Annotated in this window: 16 protein-coding genes; 10 read left to right on the plus strand and 6 right to left on the minus strand. The window is 62.6% G+C overall.

Features of this window, described 5'->3' with window-relative positions; genetic code table 11:
* The first annotated feature begins 369 nt into the window (after positions 1-369).
* The gene (locus TK06_RS13305) at positions 370-957 is read left to right on the plus strand and encodes a YecA family protein (protein ID WP_003198997.1); all 588 of its coding nucleotides are present in this window, start codon (positions 370-372) and stop codon (positions 955-957) included.
* A gap of 8 nt (positions 958-965) precedes the next feature.
* Positions 966-1,361, plus strand: a complete 396-nt coding sequence (locus TK06_RS13310) for a YbaN family protein (protein WP_063322443.1) — start codon at positions 966-968, stop codon at positions 1,359-1,361.
* A 140-nt stretch (positions 1,362-1,501) separates the two neighbouring features.
* On the opposite strand, the gene TK06_RS13315 is transcribed toward TK06_RS13310, so the two are convergent.
* Complete coding sequence (locus TK06_RS13315) at positions 1,502-10,063, minus strand: retention module-containing protein (protein WP_063322444.1); 8,562 nt, start codon at positions 10,061-10,063, stop codon at positions 1,502-1,504.
* Positions 10,064-10,518: 455 nt separating this feature from the next.
* Here TK06_RS13315 and TK06_RS13320 point away from each other — a divergent pair, with 455 nt between their 5' ends.
* The 3 genes from TK06_RS13320 to TK06_RS13330 all read left to right on the plus strand — a co-directional run bounded on the left by TK06_RS13320 (position 10,519) and on the right by TK06_RS13330 (position 15,676).
* On the plus strand, positions 10,519-11,877 hold the full coding sequence (locus tag TK06_RS13320) for a TolC family outer membrane protein (RefSeq protein WP_063322445.1): 1,359 nt from the start codon (positions 10,519-10,521) through the stop codon (positions 11,875-11,877).
* Positions 11,878-11,907: 30 nt separating this feature from the next.
* A complete protein-coding gene (locus TK06_RS13325; RefSeq protein ID WP_063325147.1) occupies positions 11,908-14,067 on the plus strand; it encodes a type I secretion system permease/ATPase in 2,160 nt (719 codons plus the stop codon).
* 244 nt (positions 14,068-14,311) lie between these two features.
* A complete protein-coding gene (locus TK06_RS13330; RefSeq protein ID WP_063322446.1) occupies positions 14,312-15,676 on the plus strand; it encodes an HlyD family type I secretion periplasmic adaptor subunit in 1,365 nt (454 codons plus the stop codon).
* 158 nt (positions 15,677-15,834) lie between these two features.
* On the opposite strand, the gene TK06_RS13335 is transcribed toward TK06_RS13330, so the two are convergent.
* Positions 15,835-16,431, minus strand: coding sequence for a tRNA-uridine aminocarboxypropyltransferase (locus TK06_RS13335; RefSeq protein ID WP_063322447.1), 597 nt, complete (start codon positions 16,429-16,431; stop codon positions 15,835-15,837).
* Between the two features lie 2 nt (positions 16,432-16,433).
* Positions 16,434-17,327: a LysR family transcriptional regulator gene (locus tag TK06_RS13340; protein WP_003184133.1), complete on the minus strand. Its 894-nt coding sequence runs from the start codon at positions 17,325-17,327 to the stop codon at positions 16,434-16,436.
* Between the two features lie 346 nt (positions 17,328-17,673).
* Between TK06_RS13340 and speB the strand changes: the two genes are divergently transcribed.
* From speB to TK06_RS13360, 4 genes are all read left to right on the plus strand, one after another.
* Positions 17,674-18,624: an agmatinase gene (gene speB, locus TK06_RS13345; protein ID WP_003198979.1), complete on the plus strand. Its 951-nt coding sequence runs from the start codon at positions 17,674-17,676 to the stop codon at positions 18,622-18,624.
* A 9-nt stretch (positions 18,625-18,633) separates the two neighbouring features.
* The gene (locus tag TK06_RS13350) at positions 18,634-19,041 is read left to right on the plus strand and encodes a YybH family protein (RefSeq protein WP_063322448.1); all 408 of its coding nucleotides are present in this window, start codon (positions 18,634-18,636) and stop codon (positions 19,039-19,041) included.
* Between the two features lie 49 nt (positions 19,042-19,090).
* Positions 19,091-20,605 carry a purine-cytosine permease family protein gene (locus TK06_RS13355; RefSeq protein WP_238992632.1) on the plus strand — a complete coding sequence of 505 codons (1,515 nt, stop codon included), beginning with the start codon at positions 19,091-19,093 and terminating at the stop codon, positions 20,603-20,605.
* Between the two features lie 194 nt (positions 20,606-20,799).
* Positions 20,800-22,188: a sodium:solute symporter gene (locus TK06_RS13360; protein WP_063322450.1), complete on the plus strand. Its 1,389-nt coding sequence runs from the start codon at positions 20,800-20,802 to the stop codon at positions 22,186-22,188.
* A gap of 237 nt (positions 22,189-22,425) precedes the next feature.
* Here TK06_RS13360 and TK06_RS33215 read toward each other — a convergent pair whose 3' ends face one another.
* Together TK06_RS33215 and ptrR are read right to left on the minus strand one after the other, a co-directional pair.
* On the minus strand, positions 22,426-22,554 hold the full coding sequence (locus TK06_RS33215) for a PA1414 family protein (protein ID WP_256222727.1): 129 nt from the start codon (positions 22,552-22,554) through the stop codon (positions 22,426-22,428).
* Between the two features lie 139 nt (positions 22,555-22,693).
* The gene (gene ptrR, locus TK06_RS13365; RefSeq protein ID WP_063322451.1) at positions 22,694-23,587 is read right to left on the minus strand and encodes a putrescine utilization regulator PtrR; all 894 of its coding nucleotides are present in this window, start codon (positions 23,585-23,587) and stop codon (positions 22,694-22,696) included.
* 103 nt (positions 23,588-23,690) lie between these two features.
* Here ptrR and TK06_RS13370 point away from each other — a divergent pair, with 103 nt between their 5' ends.
* A complete protein-coding gene (locus TK06_RS13370) occupies positions 23,691-24,863 on the plus strand; it encodes an MFS transporter (RefSeq protein WP_063322452.1) in 1,173 nt (390 codons plus the stop codon).
* On the opposite strand, the gene TK06_RS13375 is transcribed toward TK06_RS13370, so the two are convergent.
* Positions 24,864-26,318, minus strand: coding sequence for an NCS1 family nucleobase:cation symporter-1 (locus TK06_RS13375; RefSeq protein ID WP_063322453.1), 1,455 nt, complete (start codon positions 26,316-26,318; stop codon positions 24,864-24,866).
* Positions 26,319-26,548: the final 230 nt, after the last annotated feature.

Here is a 26,548-nt window from a genome sequence, read left to right on the forward strand (position 1 = left end):
GCAAATCGTAAGTGCGCGTTTCGAACCGGCGGGACGCCGCAGGGCATCACAAAACGCGGCAGTATACCCGAGGCCTTCGTTGCGAAGGGCGCTGCTGACAAGAGGTGTTCGATGAAGCCCTTGCACTGTTGCCAGTCATGCACCGAACCTGTGGCGAGGGAGCTTGCTCCCGCTGGGTGGCGAAGCCGCCCCAAAAAACAGGGCCGCTGCGCGCCCCAGCGGGAGCAAGCTCCCTCGCCACGGGGGATATATGCCAGGGCATGCGGGCAACCCAACCCTTACCGACAAGGCAAATACGCCACGCGGCTGGCCTGGGCGCTCAAGAAGGCCTAGAATTCCCGCATTGTTTATTCCCCAAGGTAGCCCGTAATGTCCTTCGCTGAGCAACTGACCCGCCTGCAAGTCTTCCTCGACGCCGATGAGCTGCACGAAGAGGCGCTGGACTACGTGGCCGCTCACGGCTATCTGACCGCCCTGTCCATCTGCGCAGAAACGGTGCCGGACCGTGAGTGGATCGACGCCCTGTTCGCCGAAGAGCCGCATTACAGCGACGAAGCCCAGCGTGCCGAAATCGAAGCCACGCTGGTCGGCCTCAAGGCCCACATCGCCCGCCAACTGGCTTCCGACGAAGAGTTCGAACTGCCGTGCGACCTGGACTTGGGCGATGACCCGGACGATTCGGAACTGCGTGGCTGGTGCATCGGCTTCATGGAAGGCGTGTTCCTGCGCGAAGCCGCCTGGTTCGAAACCGCCGAAGAGGAAGTCAGCGAAATGCTGCTGCCGATCATGGTCGGCTCCGGTTTGTTCGACGAGCAACCGGAGTTTTCCGACATCGCCGCCGACGCCAACCTGATGGACGACATGATCGTCCAGATCCCCGAAGCCCTCACGGCCCTGTACCTGCTGTGCAACGCACCGGACGAGAAACCGGCGATCCTCAAGCCTCGCCACCACTGAGTGACCGGGTGCCCTCGCCCATTGGCAATCGCCCGCTGATCCTGCGTTACGTTCTGTTGGCCATTGGCTGGCTGAGCGTCGCGCTGGGGGTCATCGGCATCTTCGTCCCCGTACTGCCCACCACCCCTTTCCTGCTCTTGGCGGCGGCCTGTTTCGCCCGCAGTTCGCCGCGCTTCTACCAATGGCTGGTAGAACATCCCCGCCTCGGCCCGTGGATTCGTGACTACCTCAGTGGCAAGGGCATCCCGCTCAAGGGTAAGGTCTATGCCATCGGACTGATGTGGGCGAGCATCCTCTTTTCCTGCTACCTGGTGCCCCTGCCGTGGGCCCGGGGGTTCATGCTCACCAGTGCGGTGCTGGTGACGGTTTATATCCTCAGGCAAAAGACGCTGCGCAAGCCTTGAATGTGGCACGAGCCTGGAACTCCCTCGCCACAATGGCATGCATGCGTCCAGCCAATCTGTGGATCCACCCACAAGTTTCAAAAAGACAAAACCCGCCATTTCCAGACCGAAAATCGCGGGTTTTGTTATTTCAGCTCATCTCACACCGTGTCCACCTTCAACGAGTGGTCATTCAACATCCCGTTGATGATGGTCGCCGTATCTGCACCTGCGATCATTCCGTCTGCGCCAGGTGTGACGCCGTAATGACTGGCGAGGTTGACGCCGGCCAGGTCGATGGTCTGGTTCGGCGTGGCGCCGGCGATGGCGCTGACGTCGATGCTGGTAATGACCGACGCCCCGCTGCCGCTCACGCTGAAATGCAGGTAATCGTCCAGTGACGCCGCGCTGCCATTCTCCCCCTGCAACAACTGGGACAGGTCGAGTTTGTCGACACCGGGCGCGAAGTCCGTGATCACGTCGTGGCCGCTGTTGCCTGCCTGCCATTGGAAGGTGTCGGCACCGCTGCCGCCAGTGAGGGTGTTGTTGCCCAGGCCGCCAATCAGCAGGTCATCGCCGCCACCGCCATTGAGCACGTCATGGCCCAATCCACCGTTGATGCGGTTGCTGGCGCCGTCGCCGGTGAGGGTGTCGTTGAAGTTCGAGCCCACCAGGTTTTCGATGCCGATCAATGTATCGGTGCCCGCGCCCAGGGTGTTCTGCGCCGCCAGCAGGCCCAGGTTCACCGTGACTGCCGACGTGGCATGGGCGTAGCTGACGGTGTCGTTGCCCGTACCGCCATCGAGCAGGTCGTTGCCAGCGCCGCTGTAGAGCAGGTCATTGCCGGCCCCACCATTCAGGGTGTTGTTGCCCGAACCGGCGCTGAGTACGTCGTTGCCGTCGCCGGCGTTGAGGATGTTGTCGCCGTTGCCAGCCAACAGCACATCGTCGCCACTGGTGCCCGTCAGGGTATGGCCCGCCTGGTAGCTGATGCCTACCGCTGCGCTGTCACTGCCGCCATGGTTGTCGCTGGCGGTGTAGCTGCCGTGGTAGTCCGGTGTTTTGTCTTGCGCCCCGGAATAGTCAACGGTGAGGGTCAGTTGATAGTTCTCCGCAGCGTTGGAATTACCGCCGCCGGGATTGGCGATATTGGTGACGTGGATCTGGTAATTGCCATCCGCTGCCGCGGTGAAAGAAGCCCCATCGTTGATCGCAATGAATGGCCCGCCGTTGAGCGAATACTCCATCGCAATGCGACCGGCCGACAGGTTGTGGTCCAGGGTGAGGGTTTCGCCCTGTTTGAGGCTGATGTTGAGCCGGTCTTCATCGTTGGTGTTGTTATTGGACACCATCCCCAGTGCACCGCTGACCACCAACATCGCCGTCATGCTCGCGGTATTGGCGACGAAAGCGCTGCGGCTGAGGTTGATCGATTGCACGTTGTTGCCGGTGAAGCTGGCCGTGCCGGTGCTGCCGGTGAAGTCCGCGCCTTTGGCGACCCAACCGGTATTGAAACTGGTGGGTGACGCGCTGAGCGGATCGCCGTTGGCGTCGCTGTCGTTACCCAACAGCAATTCGCCCGGAATCACGATGTTGCCCGACAGCACGTTGGTGATGATGTTGTCGTCAGCCGCTATCGGTGGGCTGTTGGGTACAACGTTGATCACCAGGTTGGAGCTCGCCAGGTCACCGTCATGGTCGCTGACGGTGTAGCCGATGTGCTCGGTGATCAAGGTGCTGGTGGCCGTCTGGGAGGTGTAGCTGAACGCACCGGTATCGAGGTTGACCACCAGGGTACCGTCGTGGTCGGTGGCGATGCTCAACGTGTTGGTGGCTGTATTGAAGGAGCCATGGTTGAGCCCGCCGCTGGCGGTCAGCGCGCCATGGCCACCGTTGGCCGCCGGGTCATAGCTGTACGTGGTGCCATCGACCACCAGACTCTTGATAAACCCGCTATCGGCGCCGAACGAGCCCCCCTCGCCCAGCAGGTTGCCGGTGACCGGCGCGCCTTGCACGGTACCGGAAAGCACCGAGTTGAGCTGGTTCAGGTCGGTGACCACCACCGCGTTGGTATCGGTGTGCGTACTGCCGTCATAAGCCAACGGGTCGAGGTTGACGTTTCTGGCACCGCTGCCCAGGCCGACGGCGTAATTCTTGATGCCGTTGGCATCGAGAAAGGCTTTCCATGCGACCTCGTCCGCCGAGCCGATTTCGCCCAAGGTCGGCTTGCCATCGGAGAAAAAATAACCAATGTTCTGGGCGCCGGTCAGTTGTCCGGGGGTGGCGAACGCCGTCTTGGCCATCGCCACGGCCGCATCGTAATTGGTGTCACCGTGCGCGCTCAGCGCGGCGATCAGTGTCTTGGCAGTTGCCACGTCCACCCACACGGCACTCTGGTCGGTGGCACTGCCGCTGAAGGTCACCAGCTGGACTTTGACGTCGCCCATGTCGTCGTATTTGTCGAGCAAGGCGCTGATCGCCTGTTTGGCCAGATCCATACGCGAGAGCCCCGGCACGCCGGAATCGTCTTTCATGCTGCCGGACACATCCAGCACGATCAGCAGGTTCGAATCGACCTCCACCGCCGTGACCGAACGCTCGGACGCGACAGCCTTTGGTATGTCATCGACGATGCTGACCACCAGGCTGCCGGTGGTGCTGTTGCCCAGGGAGTCCGTGGCCTGGTAGGTGAAGCTTTCGCTCAACACGTTCGGGCCATCGTTGGCATGGGGTGTGGTCGTGGCCGGCGAGGTCAAGGTGTAGGTGTACGACCCATCAGGATGGAGCAGCAACTGACCGTAGGCACCGGTGGCATTGCCCACCAGGGTGAAGGTGACGGCGCCCGTGGCACCGCTGACCGAGCCGACCAAGGTCCCGCTGGCGGTTTCACCGGTAGCGCTCGGGTCACTGCCGGTGACGGTGCCGGGGGCCAAGTCCAGGCCGTCCTGGGTCAGGTCCAAGGCTTTTTCGTAGACGGTCACGTCATGGTCGGTTTCTGCGACGAGGCAGCTGTTGTGCACGTCGACAGTGATGGTCGTCGTGCTTTCATCACCATCGGCATCACGCACGGTATAGGTGAAGACATCGGTCGCGCCTGGTGCGCCGACAGCATCGGGATTGCTGTGGTAGACGGCGTTGCCGTTGGCGTCCAGGGTCAGGTAGCCGTAGGTGCCATTGATCTGGCTATTGAGGCCGCCGATGGCTGGGTTGGTGGTGTCGTTGCCGGCACGCACGCCGATGATTGCGCCGCCGTCCGCACCGAGTACGTCGTTGTCCAGCACGTTGCCATTGACCGTGCCGCCCTCTACCACCGAGGCAAAATCGGCATGGGCCTTGGGCACGTCGTCGACAATGTCGATGACGATGGTGCTAGTGACCGTGTTACCCAACGAGTCCGTGGCCTGGTAGGTGAAGCTTTCACTCAAGACGTTGGGGCCATCGTTGGCGTGAGGCGTGGTGGTGGCTGGCGAGGTCAGGGTGTAGGTGTAGGAGCCGTCGGACTGAAGTGACAGTTGACCGTAGGCACCCGCGGCGTTGCCCACCAGCGCGAACGTGACGGTGCCAACGGCGCCGCTGATCGAGCCCACGAGGCTGCCGCTGGCGGTTTCACTGGTGGCATTCGGGGCGCTGCCGGTGACGGTGCCGGGGGCCAGGTCCTGGCCGTCCTGGGTCAGATCCAAGGCTTTTTCGTAGACGGTCACGTCATGGTCGGTTTCTGCGACGAGGCAGCTGTTGTGCACGTCGACAGTGATGGTCGTCGTGCTTTCATCGCCATCGGCATCACGCACGGTGTAGGTGAAGACATCGGTCGCGCCTGGTGCGCCGACAGCATCGGGATTGCTGTGGTAGACGGCGTTGCCGTTGGCGTCCAGGGTCAGGTAGCCGTAGGTGCCATTGATCTGGCTATTGAGGCCGCCGATGGCTGGGTTCGAGGTGTCGTTGCCGGCACGCACGCCGATGATTGCGCCGCCGTCCGCACCGAGTACGTCGTTGTCCAGCACGTTGCCATTGACCGTGCCGCCCTCTACCACCGAGGCAAAATCGGCATGGGCCTTGGGCACGTCGTCGACAATGTCGATGACGATGGTGCTAGTGACCGTGTTACCCAACGAGTCCGTAGCCTGGTAGGTGAAGCTTTCACTCAAGACGTTGGGGCCATCGTTGGCGTGAGGCGTGGTGGTGGCTGGCGAGGTCAGTGTGTAGGTGTAGGAGCCGTCGGGCTGAAGCGACAGTTGACCGTAGGCACCGGTGGCGTTGCCCACCAGCGCGAACGTGACGGTGCCAACGGCGCCGCTGATCGAGCCCACGAGGCTGCCGCTGGCGGTTTCACTGGTGGCATTCGGGGCGCTGCCCGTGACAGTCCCAGGGGCCAGGTCCTGGCCGTCCTGGTTCAGGTCGAGGGCTTTTTCGTAGACGCTGATTTCATGGTCGGGTGTGGCGACGAGGCAGATATCGTGGACATCGATGGTGATGGTGGTAGTGCTTTCGTCGCCATCGGCATCACGCACGGTGTAGGTGAACACATCGGTCGCGCCCGGGGCGCTGACGGTGTTCGGGTTGCTGTGATAGACGGCGTTGCCATTGGCATCCAGAGTCAGGTAGCCGTAGGTGCCGTTGATCTGGGTGTTCAAGCCGCCAATCGCCGGAGTCGAGGTGTCGTTGCCCGCACGCACACCGATCACGGCACCACTCGCAGCCGGTCCGTCGGCACCACCTTCGTCGTTGTTCAGGACGTTGCCACTGACCGTCCCACCCTCATCCACCGAGGCGGAATCAGCATGAGCGGTTGGCAAGTCGTCGACGATGTTCACGTCCAGATTGTCGTTGGCCGTGGTGCCATTATCGTCGGTGACCACTACGGCGAATTGCTCGCTAACGCTATTGGCACCGTTGGCGTTTGGATGGGTTTCATTGTCCAGCAAGGTGTAGCTATAGCTCACCACACCGGTGCTGGCGTTGTAGCCAGTGATGGTGAGCGTGTTGCCCAGCGCAGTGGTAATCGATTGTGGGAAACCCGCCGCCACGCCGCCGATGACGACGTTGATACCACCCACACTCAAGGTCTGCACGCCGTCCAACGCAGTCACGGTAAAGGTGCCGCTTTGAGTCAGCGCCAATGCATCCGGGCTGCTGCCGTCGCTGAGGTTTTTCTCCAGCAACGACAGCTCACCACCTTCGGTGTCGAGGCCGGTGATGACTACCGGGTCGTCGTTGTTGTGCACTTGCAGCACCAGGTTCGCGGTGCTGGTGTCGCCATCGGCGTCGGTCAGGGTGTAGGTGAAGGTTTCGCTGCCATTGCCACCACCGTGCAAGCCTTTGAAATCGGCGTCAGAGGTGTTAAGGGTGTAGGTGTAGGAACCGTCGGCGTTGAGCACCAGGGTGCCGTAGGTGCCGGTAAAAGTGCCGGGTGTGATGGGGCCGGACGCCACGTGATCCGCACCTTGGGTGTCGTTAGGCAATACGTTGCCGGTCAGGGTGACCAGGGTTTCCGAGGCCGTACTGGCGTTGCTGTCGTCCACGGCCTTGGGCAAGTCGTCGACGATGTTCACGTCCAGGTTGCCGTTGGCCGTGGTGCCGTTGTCGTCGGTGGCGACTACGGCAAATTGCTCACTAACGCTGTTGGCGCCGTTGGCGTTTGGATGGGCTTCGTTGTCCAGCAGCGTGTAGCTGTAGCTGACCACCCCAGTGCTGGCGTTGTAGCCAGTGATGGTGAGCGTGTTGCCCAGCGCAGTGGTAATCGATTGTGGGAAACCCGCCGCCACGCCGCCGATGACCACATTGATGCCGCCCACGCTCAGGGTCTGCACACCGTCCAACGCAGTCACGGTGAACGTGCCGTTTTGAGTCAAGGCCGATGCGTCCGGGCTGCTGCCGTCGCTGAGGTTTTTCTCCAGCAACGACAGCTCACCACCCTCGGCATCAAGGCCCACCAACACCACAGGGTCGTCGTTGTTGTGCACTTGCAGCACCAGGTTCGCGGTGCTGGTGTCGCCATCGGCGTCGGTCAGGGTGTAGGTGAAGGTTTCGCTGCCATTGCCACCACCGTGCAAGCCTTTGAAATCGGCGTCAGAGGTGTTAAGGGTGTAGGTGTAGGAACCGTCGGCGTTGAGCACCAGGGTGCCGTAGGTGCCGGTAAAAGTGCCGGGTGTGATGGGGCCGGACGCCACGTGATCCGCACCTTGGGTGTCGTTAGGCAATACGTTGCCGGTCAGGGTGACCAGGGTTTCCGAGGCCGTACTGGCGTTGCTGTCGTCCACGGCCTTGGGCAAGTCGTCGACGATGTTCACGTCCAGGTTGCCGTTGGCCGTGGTGCCGTTATCGTCGGTGACCACTACGGCGAATTGCTCGCTAACGCTGTTGGCGCCGTTGGCGTTGGGATGGGCTTCGTTATCCAGCAAGGTGTAGCTGTAGCTGACCACACCAGTGCTGGCGTTGTAGCCGGTGATGGTCAACGTATTACCCAGCGCAGTGGTAATCGATTGTGGGAAACCCGCCGCCACGCCGCCGATAACCACATTGATGCCGCCCACGCTCAGGGTCTGCACACCGTCCAACGCAGTCACGGTGAACGTGCCGTTTTGAGTCAAGGCCGATGCGTCCGGGCTGCTGCCGTCGCTGAGGTTTTTTTCCTGCAGCGATAGCTCACCACCCTCGGCATCAAGGCCCACCAACACCACAGGGTCGTCGTTGTTGTGCACTTGCAGCACCAGGTTCGCGGTGCTGGTGTCGCCATCGGCGTCGGTCAGGGTGTAGGTGAAGGTTTCGCTGCCATTGCCACCACCGTGCAAGCCTTTGAAATCGGCGTCAGAGGTGTTAAGGGTGTAGGTGTAGGAACCGTCGGCGTTGAGCACCAGGGTGCCGTAGGTGCCGGTAAAAGTGCCGGGTGTGATGGGGCCGGACGCCACGTGATCCGCACCTTGGGTGTCGTTAGGCAATACGTTGCCGGTCAGGGTGACCAGGGTTTCCGAGGCCGTACTGGCGTTGCTGTCGTCCACGGCCTTGGGCAAGTCGTCGACGATGTTCACGTCCAGGTTGCCGTTGGCCGTGGTGCCATTGTCATCGGTGACGACTACGGCGAATTGCTCACTAATGCTGTTGGCGCCGTTGGCGTTTGGATGGGCTTCATTGTCCAGCAAGGTGTAGCTGTAGCTGACCACGCCCGTGCTGGCGTTGTAGCCGGTGATGGTCAGCGTGTTGCCCAACGCAGTGGTAATCGATTGTGGGAAACCCGCCGCCACGCCACCGGTGACGACGTTGATTCCACCCACACTCAAGGTCTGCACACCGTCCAGCGCGGTCACGGTAAAGGTGCCGCTTTGAGTCAGCGCCGATGCATCCGGACTGCTACCGTCGCTGAGATTTTTTTCCTGCAGCGATAGCTCACCACCCTCGGCATCAAGGCCCACCAACACCACAGGGTCGTCGTTGTTATGCACTTGCAGCACCAGGTTCGCGGTGCTGGTGTCGCCGTCGGCGTCGGTCAGGGTGTAAGTGAACGTCTCAGTGCCGCTGCCCCCACCGTGCAACGCGACGAATTGCGGGTCGCTGGGGTTCAGGGTGTAGGTGTACGTGCCGTTGGGGTTGAGCACCAGGGTGCCGTAGGTGCCGGTGAACGTGCCGCCGATGATCGGCCCGCTGTCGGGACCGGTGGGGATCCGGTCGGCGCCCTGATGGTCGTTGGGCAATACGTTGCCGGTGAGGGTCACCAGGGTTTCCGACGCCGTGTTGGCGTGGCTGTCGTCGATCGCCTGGGGTACGTCATCGGTGATGTTGACGTCCAGGGTGCCGGTGGCCGTGTCGCCGTCGGTGTCGACAGCCACCACCGGGAACTGCTCGGTAATGTTGTTGGCACCACCGCCGGCAGGATGGGTTTCATTGTCCGTCAGGGTGTAGCTGTAGCTGACCACCCCCGTGGCCGGGTCATAGCCGGTGATGGTCAACGTGTTGCCCAGCGCCGAAGTGATGGTTTGCGGGAAGCCCGTGGGCACGCCGCCTGTGATCACGTTGATGCCGCCGATGCTCAGGCTGCTCAGCCCGTCAGGCGCGGAAACCGTGAAGGTGCCGCTTTGCACCAACGCCCCCGGATTGCTGGCCGAACCATCGGCCAGATTGGCCTCGTTGGTGGTCAGTTCGCCACCCTCGACATTGACCCCGTCGAGGGTCACCGGGTTATCCGGTGTCACCGGCGGCACGGTTGCATCGTCGCCCGTGTTGTCCGGATCACCGGCCAGGCGCAGCTGTGGAAACTCGGGAATCCCGTTGAACCCGGCCGTCGGAAAACCGATCTGCGGATCGACCTCCCCGCCAACCTCTTCCAGCAGCACAAAACTGTGCCCACCGCCCACGCCCCCCGGGTTGCCACCCTCGGGGCCGGCGGCCGTGGCTTCACCGGTCTGGGTCGGGTCGGCACCGGCGGCGATGGCTTGCTGCAGCTTTTGCACATCGGTCAGTTGCGCGTTACTCGGTGTCGCCGCGTCAGGCGTGTCGACATGCGGCGCATGGTTGGCGAGCAACTGCGGAGTCAGGGTCAGGTTGCTTTCGCGGCCCAGGGTCAACGTCTGGCCGTTCTGCATACGAACAGCCACCGCCCCTTCGGCACCGGTGACCAGGTGTTCGCCGGCATAAAGCCGATCGCCTTCGACCAGAGGCCGCCGCAGGCCACCGGCCGCTTCTGCGAATACTTGCCCGACTATTTTGCTGACGATACCGATGAGCGCTGCCATGTGCATTTCCTCCGTTGCCGACCGCAATCGGCACGTGTCTGGGTGAAGAATCCGTCCTCAGGTTTGGCAATCCAGAAAGCTGGAAAATCTGCCAGCTTTCGTGAAAGCAGAAGGTGCTGGCAATTCGCCAAAACGACAAAAAACCGTCACCAAAAACCACTTCACAGATCGCTCTTTCGACACTTCTTCACATCGTTTAAAAATTTGCATGGAACTTTTATTGACGCCTAAAAGCCGTCGCAACCCGCAAACTAAAAGGCTTTCGCTCTGAACAATGTGCCGGTTTTTTTCAAGCTCATAAGTTTTTTTCGGAATAAGCCTTATGAGAAATTCTTCTTAGGTTTTGCTCAGGATGTTCTTAGCTGTGTTGTTACAAGGTTGAAACGGTTTTGATCTTTAATACGTCAATATTTTGGCGACAAGCGAAGCACTACAGACCTCAGGAGATGCACCCCATGCGCGTTCTAACCCCCCTCTGCAGCGCGGTTTTACTGGCCATGGCCTGCTCTTCTCAGGCGCAGGCAATGTCCTTGACCGAGGCGATCCAGAGCACCATTGCCACTCACCCAGAGCTGGCACAACGGGTGGACAGCCGTCTGTCGGCCAATGAAGACGTCAAGGTCGCCCGAGGGGGCTTTTTCCCATCGGTGGATTTGAATGCCGGTTACGGTCGTGGCTATAGCGACAACACCAACACCCGGGCCTTGGGCAACCACCACACCAACATCCTCACCTATACCCAATCGGAGCTGCGCCTGCGGCAGATGATCTTCGACGGGTTCAACACTGCCAATGAAGTGGACCGCACCCAGGGCGTGGTCAACTCCCGGGCCTATTACGCCCAAGGCACCGCCCAGGACCTGGCGCTACGCACCATCGAGGTCTACCTGGAAGTGCTCAAGCGCCGCGAGCTGGTGACCCTGGCCAAGAACAATCTGCAGGCGCACCTGCGGGTCAACGACCAGATCGGCCTGCGCACCGAGCGAGGGGTGGGCAGTACGGCCGACTCCGACCAGTCCAATGCCCGTCGGGCCCTGGCGGAAAACAACTACGACACCGCCCAGGTCGACTTGGCCGACGCCGAGGCCAACTTCTACAGCGTGGTCGGACGCATGCCCGATGAGCTGGAGACACCGCCCTCGACCAAAGGCGAAATCCCCGCCGACCTGCGCGAAGCCCAGCAAAGCATGGTGGATAACAACCCCTACCTGAAATCGGCCCAGGCCGACATACAGTCCGCCGAGAGCCAGTACGAAGTGGCGAAGTCGCCGTTCTACCCACGCTTCGACGCCGAGGCAGCGGTGGGCGCCAATAACAACATCGGTGGCGAAGAAGGTCACGACAACAACTGGCGGGTCGGCGTGGTGATGAACTACAACCTGTTCCGCGGTGGCAGCGACAAGGCGCGGTTGGCGTCCAACGCCCACCAGATCAACCAGGCGATGGACATCCGCAACAATGCCCTGCGCCAACTCAACGAAGATACGCGCCTGGCCTGGAACGCGATGCTCAACGCCCGCAAACAGACCCCCACCGCCCGCGAATATGCCGACACCACCGCCCGTGTGCGCGCCGCATACCAGGATCAGTTCGGTCTCGGCCAGCGCACCCTGCTCGACCTGCTCGACAGCGAAAACGAGCTGTACAACGCCAACCGTCGCTACACCGAGGTGCGTTACACCGAGGAGTACTCGATGTACCGGGTGCTGGCGAACATGGGCCTGCTGTTGCACAAACAACGGATCGTGCTGCCGGCCGATACGGTCGCGCAGACCGAAGTCAAGAACCAGGCTCGGCTGCCGGAACTGAAGTAGCCCCCTCGAAAAAAAATGGGAGCGAACACTGTGACCAGCATGGAACCCGCAACCCTTGGCGCTGATCCGCGCCTGAATTTCGATGATCCCTTGCTGGACGGTCTGTTGATCCTCTGCAAACTCCATGGCGCGACGGTCAGCCGCGCCAGCCTCAGCGCCGGGCTCCCTATGGCGCACCAACGCTTGAGCCTGGACCTGCTGCCCCGCGCAGCGGCCCGGGCAAGCTTGCAGGCGCGGCTGTTGCGTCGTGAGCTGGCGGACATCTCCCCCCTGAACCTGCCGGTGATGCTGATCCTGGCGGGGGGCCGCTGTGCGGTCTTGCGACGCTGGGGCGAGGATGGCAAGGCGCTGATCCTGCCCAGCGAAGCCGATGGCGGCGAGCAATGGGTCAGTCGCGAGGAACTGACCACCGATTACAGCGGCCAGGCGCTATTCGCCCGGCCGCGCCATGAACTCGAAGACCTGCGCGCGCCCCTGGTGCCGCGGGTCGAGGCGTGGTTTCGCGACACCTTGAAACTGTCGCGCTGGCTGTACAGCGACGCGATCCTGGCGAGTTTCCTGATCAACCTACTCGGCCTGATGGTGCCGCTGTTCGTCATGCAGACCTACGACCGCGTGGTGCCGAACCAGGCCACGTCGACCTTGTGGGTGCTGGCCGTGGGGCTGTTGATCGGCACCGGTTTCGAACTGGTGTTGCGGGTGGTGCGTGCCCATCTGCTGGACACCGCCGGCAAGAAAACCGACGTGATTCTCTCCGCCACCCTGTTCGAGCGCATCACCGGCATGGCGATGAAGGCCAAGCCCGTGACCATCGGCGGCTTCGCCCAGAGCATCCACGACTTCCAGGGCCTGCGCGAATTCCTCACGGCGGTGACCCTCACCAGCCTGATCGACCTGCCCTTCGCCCTGCTGATGCTGGTGGTGATCGGCCTGTTGGGCGGCTGGCTGGTGGTGATTCCAGTGGTGGCGTTTCCAATCACCATTGTCTTCGCGATGATCATCCAGGTGCGCCTGCGCGACACCGTGCAAAAAAGCCTGGCCCTCGGCGCCCAGCGCCAGGCTCTGCTGATCGAAACCCTCGGCGGCCTGGAAACCCTCAAGGCCTGCAGCGCCGAGAGCGAGCGCCAGCATCAGTGGGAAAGCACCCACGGAGCCCTCACCCGCCTGGACAGCCACGCGCGCAACCTCTCGGCTCTGGCGACCAACGGCACGTTGTTCCTGCAACAACTGGCCGGCATGGCGACCATCGTCGCCGGAGTCTACAGCATCATCGCCGGCAACCTCAGCGTCGGCGCGCTGGTGGCGACCTATATGCTCGGCAGCCGGGTGCTCGCCCCGCTCGGGCAGATCGCCGGGCTGATCACCCGTTACCAGCAAGCCCAGCTCACCATGCGCAGCACCGATGCCCTGATGGCGCTGCCCCAGGAACGCGATGCCAAACAACGGCCGCTGGATCGCACCCAGTTGCAGGGCGCGCTGGACGTCAGCGGCGTGACCTTCCACTACAACGGCCAGAGCAGCCCAGCACTGGCGAACATCAGCTTCAGCCTCAAGCCCGGCGAACGGGTCGGGATCATCGGCCGCAGTGGCTCGGGCAAGAGCACCCTGGCGCGCCTGGTGATGGGGTTCTATGCGCCGGAGGAAGGCCAGTTGCTGCTCGACGGCCTGGACCTGCGGCAACTGGACGTCGCCGACCTGCGCCAACAGATCGGCTACGTTGCCCATGACCTGCCGCTGCTGGCCGGTAGCCTGCGGGACAATCTCACCTTGGGCGCCCGTTACATCAGCGACGCGCGCATGTTGGAAGTGGCGGAGCTGACCGGTGTCACCGAACTGGCGCGCCAACATCCCCAAGGTTTCGACCGCCCGGTGGGCGAGCGCGGGCAACTGCTCTCCGGCGGCCAACGCCAGGCCGTGCTGCTGGCCCGGGCCTTGCTGCTCGACCCGCCGATCCTGCTGCTGGACGAACCCACCAGCGCCATGGACAACAGCAGCGAAGACGTCCTGCGGCAAAAACTCCACACCCATGTACAGGGCAAGACCGTGCTGCTGGTCACCCACCGCACCTCGATGCTGAGCCTGGTGGACCGCTTGGTGGTGTTGGACAACGGACGGATCGTGGCGGATGGACCGAAGGAAGCAGTCATCGATGCGTTGCGCAAGGGACGGGTGGGAACGGCGGCGGTTTAACAGCCCCCACAACACCTGTGGCGAGGGAGCTTGCTCCCGCTGGGCTGCGAAGCAGCCCCCAAGCCATTCACCCGATTGTGTCAGACGGACCGCCTCGACAGGTTTTACGACGGCTTCGCCGCCGAGCGGGAGCAAGCTCCCTCGCCACAAAAAGCAGCGCCCAGCTCTCTTCTAAAAGCAGCACCCGCTCTTTTCTAAAAAGCAGCGACCGGCTCCACTTCACTTAACCGACGGGTACCGCTCCATGTCAGCCCAAACACCGGATTCAACCGCTCGAAGCTACTTCGGCAGTTTCAGCAAAAGCGCCGAAAGCGAGTTCATGCCGGAAACCGCCGGCGCCACGCTGCAGGATTCGCCCCGCCGCTCGCGGGTCACCGTGTGGCTGGCCGCCGTGTTGATCGTCACTGGGCTGGTCTGGGCGAAGTTGGCGGTTTTGCAGGAGGTCACCACTGGCGAAGGCAAGGCGATTCCGTCGAGCAAGATCCAGGTGATCCAGAACCTGGAGGGCGGCATCGTCACCGAAATATTCGTGCGCGAAGGCCAGATGGTGAACAAGGGCGACACCCTGCTGCGCCTGGATGACACCCGATATCAGTCGAACAAGGGCGAGAGCGAAGCCGACCGCTATGCCTTGACCGCCCAAGTCGAGCGTCTGTCGGCCGAGGCCGAGGGCCGGCCGTTCAATCTTTCGGCCGAGGTGATCGCCAAGGCCCCGCAAGTGGCCGAGGACGAGCGCTCACTGTACGAACAACGCCAGCGGCGCCTGGCCAGTGAACAACGGACCCTGACCGAACAGCTGCGGCAGAAGACCCAGGAGCTGGCGGAGTTTCGCTCCAAGCAAGGCCAGTTCAGCTCGGCCCTGGCCTTGCTGCAAGAAGAAATGAACATGTCCGCCCCGCTGGTGCGCACCGGGGCGGTATCACCGGTGGAGATCCTGCGGCTCAAACGCAGCGCGGTGGAAATCCGCGGCTCGCTCAACGCCACCACCCTGGCCATTCCCCGAGCCGAATCGGCGATCAACGAGATCAAGAGCAAGATCGACGAATCGGAACAGACCTTTCGCTCCGAAGCAGCCAAGGACCTCAACGAGAAACGCACCGAACTGTCGAAAATCACCGCATCGAGCATCGCCATCGACGACCGCGTGACACGCACTACGGTGGTCTCGCCCGTGCATGGGGTGATCAAGCAACTGAAGGTCAACACCATCGGCGGCGTCGTGCAGCCAGGCAACGACATGGTGGAAATCGTGCCCCTGGAAGACAACCTGCTGATCGAAGCCAAGGTCCGCCCCCAGGACGTGGCGTTCCTGCACCCGGGCCAGAAAGCCATGGTCAAGTTCAGCGCCTACGACTACACCATCTACGGCGGGCTCAGCGCCAAGCTCGAACTGATCGGAGCCGACACCATCACCGACGACAAGGGCAACAGTTTCTACTTGATCCAGGTGCGCACCGACAAAAACCATTTGGGCGGGGATGCCAAACCCTTGCTGATCATTCCGGGCATGGTGGCGACGGTGGATATCATTACCGGAGAGAAGAGTGTGTTGGATTACTTGCTCAAGCCGGTGTTGAAGGCGCGGACCGAGGCGATGCGCGAGCGCTGATCTGGATTTGACTCGCCCTGTGGCGAGGGAGCTTGCTCCCGCTGGGCTGCGAAGCAGCCCCAAGACCATTCACCTCGCTGTATCAGACAGACCGCGCCAGTAGGTTTTACGACGGCTGCGCCGCCGAGCGGGAGCAAGCTCCCTCGCCAAAGGGGCCTCTAAACCTCTCCATGGTTCTTCTGGTAAGTCTCCTCCCCCATCGCCGCAATCTGCCCCTCGATCAGCGCTTCGAACGGCCTCAATAACGGTTCGAAACTCGTCGGCGCCTCCAGCGTCTGCAACGCCTGGACAATCGCCTCCACCGTCGACAACGCCCCCGGTCCGGGCGCCTTGCGCAAGCGGTAACGGGACACAGCGCCTTCGGCCAGGGTCACCCTCGGCAGCGCCGCCAACAAGGGATTGAGGTGCAGCAACTTGCGCGCCTTGCGCCAGGTGCCATCGGGAACGACCAACAGCAGCGGCTCATCGGGCAGGACATAGGCTTGCAACGGCTGCGCCTCGTCGCCGGGAAACAGCAAGCGCGCCTGATACCCCGGTTGATTGAGCAACCGGGGCAAATCCTCGAACACCTCACCCACGATCAACTCGGCATTATTGAGTCCCAATGCCGCCAGCCGGGCGGTATTCAAAGCATGGTTCACTTCACTGGGATGCTGTAACAGCAAGACGCGGGTACGGCTGTCGAGGCTGGGGATCAGCGGGCACAGGCAATGGCTTTGCGGCCTGTGGCAACGCGGGCATTGGATTCTGGACATGGTCAGGCCTGATTCAGTTGAGCTTTGAGCAAATCGCGGAAGGTCTGGATCAGCGGCTCGCGGCTACGACCACGGCGTACGATCATCGAAAACGGCGCCTGATAACCAAAGGTCGCCGGCAGCAGCACGCGCAAGTCGCCCTTGTCGACCCAGGCCTGGGCGTAGTGCTCGGGCAGGTAACCGACGTAGGCGCCGGATAACACCAGAATCAACTGCGCCTCCATGCTCTCCACCGTCGCCGCGCTGTGCTTGAAACCGTGGCGAGCCAGTTCGGCCTGGCTCCAGTAACCGCGCCCGACCATGCGTTGCTGGGTGATGACCTGCTCGGGGATGCGCCGCTCGTTGAACAACGGGTGGCGGTTGCTGCAGTACAACCAGTGCTGCTCACGGTACAGCGGCATGTAGACCAGCCCGCTCATGCGCGTGGAAAACGCACCGATGGCCAGGTCCAGGCGATTGTCCTGCACGCCGAGTTGCAGCTCGTAAGGGCTCATGACCGACAGGTGCAAATGCACCGCCGGATGTTCCTGGCTGTAGGCGCCGATGGCTTCGGCGAACGGCAAGGCCTTGTCGCTGACAGTGGAGTCGATCACCCCCAGGTTCAAGGTGCCGCGCAGCTCACCCTTGAGCGCTGCGGCATATTGCTCGAACCCTTCGAGCTCGCCCAGCAGGCGCAAGGTTTCCTGATGGAACAGCTCGCCCTTGCTGGTCAGGCTGAAGCCACCCCGGCCGCGATGACACAACACCAGGCCCAAGGCCGATTCCAGTTGGCTCATGTAGGTGCTGATGGCCGACGTGGACAGGTTGAGTTCGTGCTGGGCATTGGCGAACCCTTGGTGCCGAACCACGCTGACAAAAATGCGCAGCAGTTTCAGGTCGGGTAGAGCGTTGGCCATCAGATACTCCTGAACTCACGGGACATAGAACTTGCAGAGCTTTTGTGGCGAGGGAGCTTGCTCCCGCTCGGCGGCGCAGCCGTCGTAAACCTATCGCTGCAATCTGCCTGAGGCACCGAGGTGATTTTGGGGCGGCTTCGCCGCCCAGCGGGAGCAAGCTCCCTCGCCACAGGGGCACCATGTCCCCCAGACCACACGGGATACTGCACGGATTGGGAGTCTATCGCCCCGCCCGCCATTAGTTTAGAAAAATCTGAACTAAGTATTTGCCCCCAGCGATTCTTCACGGCAACGGCTTTTCGCAGAATCGGCCCCTGATAAGTAAAACAACGATGAGGCCCTACCCGTGGACAAGATTCTGCACCAACCACTGGGCGGCAACGAAATGCCGCGCTTCGGCGGCATCGCCACCATGATGCGACTCCCCCATCTGCAAACCGCTGCCGGCCTGGATGCGGCGTTCGTCGGCGTACCGCTGGACATCGGCACCTCCCTGCGCGCCGGCACTCGTTTCGGGCCGCGGGAGATCCGCGCCGAATCCGTGATGATCCGCCCCTACAACATGGCCACTGGCGCCGCGCCGTTCGACTCGCTGTCGGTGGCCGACATCGGCGACGTGCCGATCAACACCTTCAACCTGCTGGACGCGGTGCGGATCATCGAGGAGTCTTACCACAAGATCCTCGAACACAACGTCATCCCCCTGACCCTGGGCGGCGACCACACCATCACCCTGCCGATCCTGCGGGCGATCCACAAGAAACACGGCAAGGTCGGCCTGGTGCACATCGACGCCCACGCCGATGTGAACGACCACATGTTCGGCGAGAAGATCGCCCACGGCACCACCTTCCGCCGCGCCGTCGAAGAAGGCTTGCTCGATTGCGACCGCGTGGTGCAGATCGGCCTGCGGGCCCAGGGCTACACCGCCGATGATTTCAACTGGAGCCGTAACCAGGGTTTCCGTGTGGTCCAGGCCGAAGAGTGCTGGCACAAATCCCTCGCCCCTCTGATGGCCGAAGTGCGTGAGAAAGTCGGCGGTGGCCCGGTGTACCTGAGCTTCGACATCGACGGTATCGACCCGGCCTGGGCCCCTGGCACCGGCACCCCGGAAATCGGTGGGTTGACCACCATCCAGGCGATCGAAATCGTGCGCGGCTGCCAGGGCCTCGACCTGGTCGGTTGCGATCTGGTAGAAGTCTCGCCGCCGTACGACACCACCGGCAACACCTCGCTGCTGGGCGCCAACCTGCTGTACGAGATGCTCTGCGTACTGCCCGGTGTGGTTCATCGCTGAGGTGCGCCCATGAACGAACAACAGCAGGTTCTCAAGGCCGCCGCCGATCTGGTGTCGGCCTTCGCCCGTAATGACCGCGACGCCTACTTCGGCGCGTTCACCACCGATGCGAGTTTCGTGTTCCACACCCTCGAACAGCCCCTGCTGTCACGCGATGCCTACCAGGCGTTGTGGGATCGCTGGCGGTCCGAGGATGGCTTCGAGGTGCTCAATTGCACCTCGAGCAACGCCTTCGTCAGCCTGCAAGGGGACGTGGCGATTTTCATCCATGACGTGGCCACCGAGCTGCGCATGCAAGGGGAGCTTCACTTTAGCCAGGAGCGCGAAACCATTGTGTTTCGCCAAGAACAACAAGGCCTATGGCTGGCCTGCCACGAACATTTGTCCGCAATGCCGGAAGGGCTGCCAATCCCTTAGCAACAGGTGACGCCCGCACACGACGGGCGCGCCTTTATGATCGGAGCAGATCATGCATAACAATAACGACAACAGCCTTACGCAAATTGAAACCTTCGGGGTCGAACAGATCCCGGACCACGAGCGAACCGCCGGCCCGGGCGATCTGTTTCGCCTGATCTTCGGCGGCGCCAATACCTTCGCCACCGCCGTGCTCGGCAGTTTCCCAGTGCTGTTCGGCCTGTCATTCCAGGCCGGGGTCTGGGCCATTGTGCTGGGCGTCCTGGTGGGTTCGATCATCCTCGCGCCCATGGGTCTGTTCGGCCCGCTCAACGGCACCAACAACGCGGTTTCTTCCGGTGCGCACTTCGGCGTGCACGGGCGGATCGTCGGCTCGTTCCTCTCGTTGCTGACCGCCATCGCGTTCTTCTCGCTGTCGGTGTGGAGTTCGGGGGACGCGTTGATCGGCGGCGCCAAGCGGCTGATCGGCGTGCCGGAAACCGACCTGAGCCTGGGCCTGGCCTACGGCCTGTTTGCCCTGCTGGTGTTGACGGTGTGCATCTACGGCTTCCGCTTCATGCTGTGGGTCAACCGCATCGCCGTATGGGCCGCCAGCCTGCTGTTTTTGCTGGGTATCCTGGCTTTCGCACCGACCTTCGACAGCCAGTTCGCCGGCACCGTCAGCCTCGGCCAGCCGGGCTTCTGGGCGGCGTTTATCGGCGCGGCGCTGGTGGCCATGAGCAACCCGATTTCCTTCGGTGCGTTCCTGGGTGACTGGTCGCGCTACATCCCCCGCAACACGCCCAAGCGCCGCATCATGCTGGCGGTGATCGCTGCGCAGCTGGCGACGTTGATCCCGTTCCTGTTCGGCCTCGCCACCGCCACCATCGTGGCGATCAAGGCGCCGGACTACATCGCGGCCAACAACTACGTGGGCGGCCTGCTGGCGGTTTCGCCGAGCTGGTTCTTCCTGCCGGTGTGCCTGATCGCGGTGATCGGCGGCATGTCCACCGGCACCACGTCGCTGTACGGCACCGGCCTGGACATGTCCAGCGTGTTCCCACGGGTGCTGTCGCGGGTCAAGGCGACGCTGCTGATCGGCGTGCTGTCGATTGCGTTCATCTTCATCGGGCGCTTCGCGGCGAACCTGGTGCAGAGCGTCTCGACCTTCGCCGTGCTGATCATCACCTGCACCACACCGTGGATGGTGATCATGATCATCGGCCTGTTGGTGCGCCGCGGCTTCTACTGCCCGGACGACCTGCAAGTGTTCACCCGCGGCGAAACCGGCGGGCGCTACTGGTTCAGCCATGGCTGGAACTGGCGCGGCCTCGGGGCGTGGATTCCCAGCGCATTGGTGGGGTTGTGCTTCGTCAACCTGCCGGGGCAGTTCGTCGGGCCGCTGGGGGAACTGGCCGGTGGGATCGACATCAGCCTGCCGGTGACCCTGGGGTTGGCCTCGGTGGTGTACCTGGTGCTGCTTGGGTTATTCCCGGAACCGGCGGCGGTGTACGGGCCGGATGATCCGCGGAGCAAAGGCTCTTCGGTGTCAATCGATAGCCCCTCCCTCAGGCAGACCGTCTGACCCGAGCCAACAAACCCCCTGTGGCGAGGGAGCTTGCTCCCGCTCGACTGCGCAGCAGTCGCTATCAAGGGCTGCTTCGCAGCCCAGCGGGAGCAAGCTCCCTCGCCACACAAGCACGTTCGCACTGAGGGCGCGGTGCCAGGGAGGGCATCACCCCGACTTCCTATAAAAAAGACAATCGGAGACACGCCATCATGGCTTTGGACTTAATCGTCGTTCTTCTCTACGCCACTGGCATGATCGCCCTCGGCTGGTACGGCATGCGCCGCGCTAAAACCCGTGACGACTACCTGGTCGCCGGGCGCAATCTCGGCCCGGGCTTTTATCTGGGCACCATGGCTGCCACCGTCCTGGGCGGCGCGTCCACCATTGGCACCGTGCGCCTGGGTTATGTCTATGGCATTTCCGGTTTCTGGCTGTGCGGCGCCATCGGCCTGGGCATCGTCGGCCTGAGCCTGTTCCTCGCCAAGCCGTTGCTCAAGCTCAAGATCTACACCGTGACCCAGGTGCTGGAGCGCCGCTACAACCCGGCCGCGCGCCAGGCCAGTGCGCTGATCATGCTGGTTTACGCACTGATGATCGGCGCCACCTCGACCATCGCCATCGGCACCGTGATGCAGGTGCTGTTCGGCTTGCCGTTCTGGGTGTCGATCCTGGTGGGCGGTGGCGTGGTGGTGCTGTATTCCACCATCGGCGGCATGTGGTCGCTGACCCTCACCGACATCGTGCAATTCCTGATCATGACCGTTGGCCTGGTGTTCCTGCTGATGCCGATGTCCATCGTCGATGCCGGTGGCTGGGATGCGATGGTGGCGGCATTGCCGGCCAATTACTTCGATTTCACCGCGATTGGCGGGGACACCATCCTCACCTACTTCCTGATCTACTTCTTCGGCATCTTCATCGGCCAGGACATCTGGCAGCGGGTATTCACCGCTCGCAGTGAAGGCGTGGCCAAAGTGGCCGGCACCGCCGCCGGCCTGTACTGCGTGCTGTACGGCCTGGCCGGTGCGTTGATCGGCATGGCGGCCAAGGTATTGCTGCCGGACCTGGAAAACGTCAACAACGCCTTCGCCAGCATCGTCCAGACCAGCCTGCCCAACGGCATTCGCGGCCTGGTGATCGCCGCGGCCCTGGCAGCCTTGATGTCCACCGCCGCAGCGGGCCTGCTCGCGGCGTCCACCACGGTGGTCCAGGACTTGCTGCCCCGTCTGCGCCAGGGCCGTGAAAGCGGCAGTGGCGACGTTCACGAGAACCGCATCGCGACCCTGCTGATGGGCGCGGTAGTCCTGGTGATCGCCCTGGTGGTCAGCGACGTCATCAGCGCCCTGACCCTGGCCTACAACCTGCTGGTGGGCGGCATGCTGATCCCGCTGATCGGCGCCATCTACTGGAAACGCGCCACCACCGCCGGCGCGATCACCAGCATGTCGCTGGGCTTCCTGACCGCGCTGTTCTTCATGCTCAAGGATGGCCTGGACGCCAACACGCCGATCTACTACAGCCTGAGCGTGGCGCTGGTGAGTTTTGTGCTGGTGAGTGTGCTGTCGCCACGGCCGAGTGCGGTGGCCAAGGCGATCTAACCGGTACGACGCAGTACCCGTGGCGAGGGAACTTGCTCCCGCTGGTGCGCGAAGCGCGCCCAAAGCCAGGCGCCTCGGTGTGTCAGAAAGGGCTCAGGTGCTGATGGGGTCTGCTTCGCAGCCCAGCGGGAGCAAGCTCCCTCGCCACAGATTGCATACAAAATAAAAGATCGCAGTCCTCGGCCGTCTCGTTTGAAACGGTCGAAGACTGCGATCTCTCCAAATTCTGCGGTGTAGTTACCGGCGGCGCGGTTGGCGGCGGCGTTGCTCGTCATCGGTGCGGATCGGTATCGGTTGCATCGGTGGCTCGATCAGGCCAAGCGCGACACCCAGGTCATGAAGCCAATTCTGGATTTTCTCTTTCATCGTGGTGCCCCCTCAGGGTGGTACGAGCGGCAAATTACTGTGGCCCCTTCGCACTGATAATAGTCCGATGTTCTACGCAATGCTCGTCTCAGTTTGCAATGATCTGTTACTGAATTGATCCAAATCCACCTCCCGGAGTTCAAGCCGATTGCGCCGTCGTCATGGGCGTTCGCGGCCAGGCCTGTTGTTGCAATTCAATCCAAGCGTTGAGGTTGGCCCCGACCATGCCTTTGCGCCACATCAGCCACGTGGTGGCACTGGCGAACGGCTCGGCCAGCGAATGCACCGATACCCGCTCGCGGCCCGGCAGGCTGGCCAGCATCGACTCGGACATCAACGCCACCCCGGACCCGGCGATCACACACGCCAGCATCCCCTGGTAAGACTCGATTTCCATCGCCCGGCCCATGGTCGCGTGATCATGGGCAAACCAGGCCTCTAATCGCATCCGGTACGAACAACCACGCCGGAACGTGAACACAGCGCGGCCCTGCACATCCAGGGCACTGCGAACCGGCGGATGATCGGCCTCGGTAATCAGTACCAACCGCTCGTCGCACAACGGCACGCCATCCAACCCCGCGAGCTCCAGCGGGCCGTCCACCAGCGCCGCGTCGAGCCGGTTGGTGAGCAGGCCTTCAAGCAGCTCGCCACTGGGCCCCGATTGCACTTGCAGGTTCACCGCCGGATACGCCCGGTGATAAGCCGCCAGCAGGTCCGGCAAATGCGTCGCCGCCGTGCTGTACATCGTGCCCAGCAGGAAGTCCCCGGCCGGCTGCCCACCCTGCACGGCGGCATGGGCCTCGTCGTGCAAGGCGAACAGCTTGGCCGCGTAGTCCAGCAGGACTTTTCCTGCCGGCGACAACTGCAAACGCTGACGCTCCCGCAGGAAAAGGTCCACACCCAGTTGCTCTTCAAGCTGCTTGAGCCGGGTCGACAGGTTCGACGGCACCCGGTGCAGGCGCTCGGCGGCCCGGGTGATGGAACCTTCCTCGGCCACGGCCTGGAAAATTCGCAGTTGGCTGAACTCCATGACCTTCTCCAAAAAAGAACAAGTTACTCACTATTATTCATTTTTAATGAAAGTCAATCAGTCCTAGCCTGACGGTCATTCGCCCCGACACCGGAGAACGACCATGTCACCTCTAATTCGCCTGCTCGGCAGTTTCATCGCGCTGATGATGGCCATGGGCATTGGCCGCTTCGCCTTGACGCCCCAGTTACCTCATTTGATCGGCGAAGGTCAGGTCGACTTGACCGCCGCCGGTCTGATTGCCGCCGCCAACTACCTGGGGTATTTCCTTGGCGCGCTGGACGCCATGTTCGCCCGTCGTCCGGAACAGGTGCGGCGGCGGTTGCTCGGCGGCCTGTGGCTGTGCGTGCTGCTGACCCTGGCGTCGTTCTGGGCCTGGGGCTTCTGGCCGCACCTGGCGTTGCGCTTCGGCACCGGCGTGGCGAGCGCCTGGGTGATGGTGATGATCACCGCCCTGAGCCAACCCTTGGCCGCGGCGGTGGGACGGCCACGGCTCGGTGCCCTGGTGTTTGCCGGCCCGGGCCTGGGGATTTTCCTGACCGGCCTGCTTGCCCTCGGCTCGAACCTGCTGGGCCAGACCTCCGCCACCCTGTGGCTGGTGTATGCCGGCGTCGCCTTGGCGATGTTGCTGGTGATCTTGCCGATCCTGCCGCAGCCGGCCGTCGCAACACCTGTCGCTGGGCCGACCGCCCCTTCGCCGAACACCGGCATCGCTCGACTGGGCGTGGTGTACGCCCTGTACGGCGTGGGCTACATCATTCCGGCGACGTTCCTGTCGCAGATGGCCTCGGCGCAGTTCCACGGCCAATGGCTGGCCGATCTGTTCTGGCCTTGCTTCGGCCTGGCCGCCGCCAGCGGCGTGTTGCTGGTCAGCCGGCGGCGGCCGAACCCGAACACCACCGGCCGCTGGCTGATCGGCACGCTCTGGCTGCAAGCCGTCGGGGTATTTGCCTGCCTGCTGGGCAGCGGGCCGGGGCTGGCGCTGGGGGTGATCCTGTGTGGCACGCCGTTCCTGGCCTGCATGCAGTTGGTGATGCTGCGCTCCCGGGAACTGGCGCCCCACGCCACCCAGCGCAACGCTGGCCTGTTGACCGCCTGCTTTGCCGTGGGCCAGCTCAGCGGGCCACTGCTGGCGGCGCTGAGCAGCCATTTCAGCGGAGGCCTGCAACCGGCGCTGATCATTGCCGGCAGCGGCCTGGTGCTGGCCGGTGGCCTGTTGCTGCGGCCCGCCAGTCGGCGCGCGGCGAGCCCTTGCGCCGAGACCGCCCTGCGTTGATCAGGCCTGGCCAGCCGGGCTGAACGCCTTGCTCGACTGCGTGGCCGGCTCGCGTCGCGCCAAGGCGAAATACAACACCCCGCCGAGGAAGCAACCGGTGAACCAGGCAAAGTTGGCCATCGGTTGCAGCATCGGCGTGAAGGTGATCGCCACCCCCATCAGCGTCGCCGGAATCAACGCCTTCACCGCCGTCCAGTTGATGCCGCCGCTGTAGTAATAACGCCCGCTCGGCCCGTCATTGAACAGCGCATCGACGTCGATCTGCTGTTTTTTGATCAGGTAGTAATCCACCAGCAGAATCCCGAACAGCGGGCCGATAAACGCCGCCAACACGTCCAGGGTGTAGTGGATCACTTCAGGGTTATTGAACAGGTTCCACGGCGTGATGAAAATCGAGGCCAGCGCCGCGATCATGCCACCAGCGCGCCAGCTGATTTTGCTGGGAGCGACGTTGGCGAAGTCGAAGGCCGGCGAGACGAAGTTGGCGACAATGTTGATGCCGATGGTCGCCGTCACGAAGGCAAAGGCCCCCAGCAAGACCGCCACGTCGTTGTCGATGCGCGCCACGGTGGCAATCGGGTCGTGGAGCATTTCACCGAACACCGGCAAGGTCCCGGAAACAATCACCACGGTGACCAGGGAGAACGCCAGGAAATTCACCGGTAATCCCCAGAAATTACCCCTGCGCACGTCAGACATGCTCCGGCAGTAACGGCTGAAATCGCCGAAATTCAGGGTCGGACCGGAAAAGTACGACACCACCAGTGCCGTCGCCACGATCACTTGGCCGAACGCCTGCCAACCGGACAAGGACTTTTCCGCCAGGGTGAAGCTGATGTTGCTCCAACCGGCCTTCCACACGATCCAGCCGGCCAACAAGAACATCACGGCGTACACAACCGGCCCCGCCCAATCGATGAAACGACGGATCGAATCCATACCGGTCCAGAACACCAGCGCCTGGACGAACCACAAGTTGAGGAAACCGAACCAACCCAGGTAGGACAAACCGGCAAAATGCGGCGTCGCGTAGACCTCCATCGAAGGAAAAAACCGCAGCACCACGATGATCAGCGCGCTGGAGGCCAGGTAAGTCTGAATGCCATACCAGGCCACGGCGATCAAACCGCGAATGACCGCAGGAATATTCGCCCCGAACACCCCGAACGCCAGTCGGCAGATCACCGGATACGGCACCGCCGCCTGTTGGCTCGGCCTGGCGACCAGGTTGGCGATCAACTGCACGATGCAGATCCCGCCGAGCAAGGCGATAAGCACCTGCCAACTCGCCAGGCCCAAGGCGAACAGACTGGCGGCGAAGACATAACCGCCCACGCTGTGCACATCACTCATCCAGAACGCGAAGATGTTGTACCAATTCCATTTCTGCGGCAGTGGGCCCAGGTCCTCGTTGTAAAGGCGGGGGCTGTAGCCATTGGGCAATTGCTCGGACATTGCGGGGCTCCTTTGAGTACCGCCGTGCCCCCGTATCGACCTGCTCACCATACTGCGCACGGGAGCCGGCATGGTTTGTATACGCGTTTCCACGCAGAATGCGTGCCATAGGCGCTGAATGTGAGACAAACCGGGGTGTGTGGCGCAGAGAAACACCACGCAGGAACAGGCATACGCCCACGAACAGGGCGCGAGTGCATGCTAAAGGTGCAAGATTTTGTATACAGCGA

Origin of the sequence: Pseudomonas fluorescens, from assembly GCF_001623525.1 — a bacterium.
Classification (GTDB): Bacteria; Pseudomonadota; Gammaproteobacteria; order Pseudomonadales; family Pseudomonadaceae; genus Aquipseudomonas; species Aquipseudomonas fluorescens_Q.